At 59.9% G+C, this 4,433-nt stretch carries 3 protein-coding genes; 1 reads left to right on the top strand and 2 read right to left on the bottom strand.

The features are described from left to right. Positions 1 to 927: S66 peptidase family protein (locus ACMLHG_RS02410; protein WP_417169428.1), on the top strand; the 927-nt coding region annotated here is incomplete at its 5' end. Between the two features lie 3 nt (positions 928 to 930). Here ACMLHG_RS02410 and ACMLHG_RS02405 read toward each other — a convergent pair. Further along, positions 931 to 2,277 carry a Na+/H+ antiporter family protein gene (locus ACMLHG_RS02405; protein ID WP_417169427.1) on the bottom strand — a complete coding sequence of 449 codons (1,347 nt, stop codon included), beginning with the start codon at positions 2,275 to 2,277 and terminating at the stop codon, positions 931 to 933. Positions 2,278 to 2,417: 140 nt separating this feature from the next. Next, positions 2,418 to 4,163 carry a TolC family protein gene (locus ACMLHG_RS02400; RefSeq protein ID WP_417169426.1) on the bottom strand — a complete coding sequence of 582 codons (1,746 nt, stop codon included), beginning with the start codon at positions 4,161 to 4,163 and terminating at the stop codon, positions 2,418 to 2,420. Positions 4,164 to 4,433 lie beyond the last annotated feature (270 nt).

Here is a 4,433-nt window from a genome sequence, read left to right as displayed (position 1 = left end):
AAAAAAATTTCCGGCACTATCTTTGACTCCATGCAAATGATACCGAAACAATTCAAAACCGTTGCCATCGCCGCGCCGGCCGGTCCGCTCGCCGCGGAACGGTTCGCCGATGGGGTGGAATGGCTGCGCCGTGCAGGCCGGGAGGTGAAAATCATGCCGCATGTCAACGGCCCCTCCCCCGCCCCTTACCTCGCGGCGTCGGCCCGGGCTCGCGCGGAGGATCTTGCCGCCGCCTGGCTCGATCCGGAGGTGAATCTGCTACTCGCCGCCCGCGGCGGTTTCGGCTCCGCTCAGCTGCTCGAGCTTCTGGATTGGAGAGCGCTTGCCGGCCGCCAGCATCTGCCGCTGGTCGGCTACAGCGACATCACCGCACTCCACTGGGCGATGATCTCCCGCAATGCCGGCACACCGCTGGTCGGCCCGATGCTGGGCAAACTTGCCGAAGCGGAAGCTTCTCCCTACACCGCCCGCACGTTTCACGCGGCGTTGGCCGGGGAGTCGATGGAGCTGTCGCCGGCGCCGGAATTCGGGCCGTTTCAGGTGTGGAACAAGGGCGCGGCCTCCGGCCTCCCGCTGCCCGGCAACCTCGCGGTGGCGGTCACTTTGTGCGGAACTCCGTTCTGCCCCGATCCCGCCGGGAAAATTCTCCTGTTCGAGGATCTCAACGAACCGGCCTACAAGCTGGACCGTTATCTCACCCAGCTCCGCCAGAACGGATTTTTCCGCCGGGCGGCGGGGGTGATTTTCGGCCAGTTCCTCGACTGCGCTCCTCAGGAGGAGCTGAACCGGCTCTTTCAGGAGGTGGCAAGGGAGGTGCGCGGACCGGTGCTCTCCAACTTCCCCTTCGGGCACCTCTTCCCGCTGGCCTGCCTCAACTGCCGGATGACGCTGACCGTCGAAGGCGGGCGCGTCTTCACCGGGAATTGACCGTCACAGCACCATTCCGGCGATCCAGCCGGCGGCCAGCAGCGGCAGATTGTAGTGCAGAAAAGTCGGTATGACCGAGTCGTAGATGTGATCGTGCTGCCCGTCCGCGTTGAGTCCGGCGGTCGGCCCCAGCACCGATTCGGAAACCGGCGAACCGGCGTCTCCCAGTGCTCCGGCCGAACCGACAATCGCAATCGTCGCCGCAGGCGAAAGTCCCATCGCCATGCACAGCGGCACATAAATGGCGGCGATCAACGGCACGGTGGAAAATGAAGAACCGATTCCCATTGTAATCACCAGCCCGATGAAGAGCATCAGAAAGACGGTTACCCCCCGATAGTCTCCGGCAAACTTCGCCACACACTCCACCATCGCATCGACGCCGCCGGTGGCACGCATGACTTCGGCAAAGCCGGAGGCGGCGATCATCACCAGGCCGATTCCGCCCATCAGATAGACGCCGCGCGTAAAAATGTCCTGCGTATCGCTGAGCCGGAACACGCCGGAAATGACAAAAACCAGCACGCCGAGCACCGAAGCCACGATCAGCGAATCCATCAGGAACTGTCCGGCAAGCGCAATCAGAATGGCGACAACGCCGACCAGCACCGCCCGCCGGTCGATCTTCACCGGCTCGGTTTCGCGCACCTCCCGTTCGGTTTCCGCCCGGTTGTAATCCCGCGGCCGACGGTAGGAGATAAAGACCGCAATCAACAGCCCCGCCACCATTCCCAACGCGGGAATCAGCATCGCGCCGGGAGCCTCCGCGGCGGTCACCGCCATCCCGCTTTTGCGGATGCTGCCGAGCACCACCTCGTTGATGAAAATCTTGCCGAATCCCACCGGCAACACCATGTACGGAGTAATCAGCCCGAAGGTGAGAATGCAGGCGACCATGCGCCGATCGAGCCGGAGCCGTTCGAACACCGGCAGCAGCGGCGGAATCAGAATCGGAATGAATGCGATGTGCACCGGAATGAGATTCTGCGACGAGATTGACGCCAGCGTCAGAAATCCGATCAATGAATATTTGAACCAGAAAACCTGACGGGGTGAGACCTGTTTTCCGATCCGTTCAAAAAGTTTCTGTGCGATCAACTCCGTCATACCGGAACGGGAAATCGCAATGGAAAACGCGCCGAGCATCGCGTAGTTCATCGCAATGCCGGCGCCGCCGCCGAGACCGCGGTAAAAAGCCTGAATCGACTCCGGTACCCCCATCCCGGCCAGCAATCCTCCGGCAACCGAGGCGAGAATCAGCGAAAAAACCACGTTGAGCCGCAGGGCGGAAAGCACCAGCAGCAAAACGACGGACAGCAGAACCGGATTCCACAGAAGAGACCAATCCATACCCGAACACCCTTGTTTGTTTTTTTCTTAATGTGCCACCGGTTTCCGGATTTGTCCAGTCCTGTCGATCCTGTTCCGGAAAACGAAAAACGCGAGGGCCGTAACCGGTCTTCGCGTTTTTCTCAGCTCCTCCCGTCAGCTCAGGGCTGGAGCACTTCAGGAACCTTGGCCGCCGGAGCCGCCTGACGGGACGGAGGCGGAGCCGTCGGAGAAGCCGGAATCGGAGCAACCTTGCTCTTCTCCGCCTCAGCGGCTTTCGCCTTCTCCGGAGCCTTCACGGCCGGAGCTTTCGGTTCGGCAACGGGGGATGGCGCATTCGCGGTTCCCGGGATGATCGAGGTATCCGGAGCGGCGGCAGGCTGCGTCTGCTCGCTGCTCTCTTTGGTCATCTCCTTTTCACTCAGGCCGGGCGCCGGGGTATTCTCCAGCTTTCCGGGCCGGGTGTTGACCGGATCTTTGTAGTAGTCCGCCTGGTTGGCGTAGACCGCGGCATCCAGCTGCGCTTTGGCATTCTGGATTGCGACATAGCTGCTGGCAAGGTTGGTTTCCGCTTCGACCAGGTCGCGCTGCGCCTCATTGAGACGGGTCAGCTCCACGTTTCCGGCGCGGTATCCCTCGTCCACCAGATCGCGCTGCTTGGCGGAGAGGTCGCGGGTCTTCTCATAAATCCGGGTCTGACGGACGCTCTGGATGTAGTTCGCATACGCCGCACGGACCTCGCCGACAACATCGAGCCACTTCTGCGCCACCTGGAAGTCGGCGACGGCAACGGCGGCCTGGTATTCCCGCATCTTGTTGTAGCGGATGAATCCGTTGAAGATCGTCCAGTCAGCGGTCAGACCATAGCCGACCGCCGGCGACTCGCTGTAGGAGTGCGAATAGGGACTCTGACCGCCGGAATACCGGCTCAGATTCGTGCCGTAGGAGAGGTCGAAAAAGGCGTTGACCGTCGGCGAATACGCGCTGTAGGTCTGATACATCTGATAGCGGGCAACTTCAAGCTGTTCGCGGTATCCCTTGAGGTCCGGCCGGTTGGCCAGCGCGGTGTCGAGGTAGATATCGACCGACGGCAGGTCGCTGAAGTTGGTCTTGAAGTCGGAGGGGAACTTGATCTCCGGCGGCAGGGTGCCTTCCGGATATCCCATCAGCACCGCCAGCGAATAGATCGCGGTTTCATACTGGTAGTCGGCGGCAATCAGATCGCCGTCGGCGGCATTCATCTGGATTTCGAAGTTCAGCACGTCGCTGAGCGGAACCGCTCCCGCCTGGAACTTCATCTGGGTATCCTTGAGGGAGATCTGCTGGAAGTTTCTGTCTTCCAGAGAAATCCGCTTGTTCTCAATCGCCAGGAGCACGTCGTTGTACGCATAGGCAACCGCACGCATCAAAGTACGGCACTCGTCCTCTTCGAGCAGTCGCTGGTAATCCAGGCTGTGCGAGGCGGCCTTGATGTTGAATTCACGGGCCAGACCGTCGAAGACCAGCCAGGTTGCGGAAACGCCGGTCGAAGTGGAGAACCGGCGGGTGCGGGTCGCACCGGAAGTATTCTGCTGGCGGCGGCTCCAGGAATCGTTCTCCTGCAGCGTGAAGTTGGCCGAAACCACCGGCGAGTAGGCTCCCCAGGCCTGATAGTAGCGCATCCGGGCGGCATTGACCGCATGGCTGGCCGCGATGTAGGTCGGGTTGTTCAGCACCGCGATCCGCTGCGCATCGGCCAGCGTCAGCTCGGTGATCCCGTTGAGAAGCTCATCCGCCTTATCCCGGTCACGCCGGGTATACGTTTCCCCCAGTGTCGCGGCCGGAGGGGCCTTGTATTCGTAACAGCCGCCGATGGCGATCAGCAACAGGCCGAACGCCCCTCCCCTAGCAAACTTCTTCCATTCCATAAAACTCTTGTCGCTCCTGATATAAAATTGGAACTTTCTAAAACGCTATTTAGGTGATCCTAAATATTATAGCAGTATTTTTATTTTTTTCAAGTTATCCTTGTTAAAAAAACGTGGAAAGAACCGCTTTTATTCTCCGGCCTCGCAAAAAAAACGAAATTTTTTCAAACCGCCGGCAAAAGTTCTGTGGCTTTTTTCCGGTGAATTCCGCCGGGAGGCTGGACTTATTGAGAATACCGGGTTATCTTAAGCAAGAAGAAGAAAAATTGA

It is taken from the genome of Victivallis sp. (genome assembly GCF_048170485.1).
Taxonomy (GTDB): Bacteria; Verrucomicrobiota; Lentisphaeria; order Victivallales; family Victivallaceae; genus Victivallis.
This window is presented reverse-complemented; position numbering and strand designations above follow the sequence as displayed.

Bases quoted from the DNA above. Each gene is read 5' to 3' on its own strand.
- ACMLHG_RS02405 (WP_417169427.1), bottom strand. From the start codon at position 2,277: ATGGATTGGTCTCTTCTGTGGAATCCGGTTCTGCTGTCCGTCGTTTTG.
- ACMLHG_RS02400 (WP_417169426.1), bottom strand. From the start codon at position 4,163: ATGGAATGGAAGAAGTTTGCTAGGGGAGGGGCGTTCGGCCTGTTGCTG.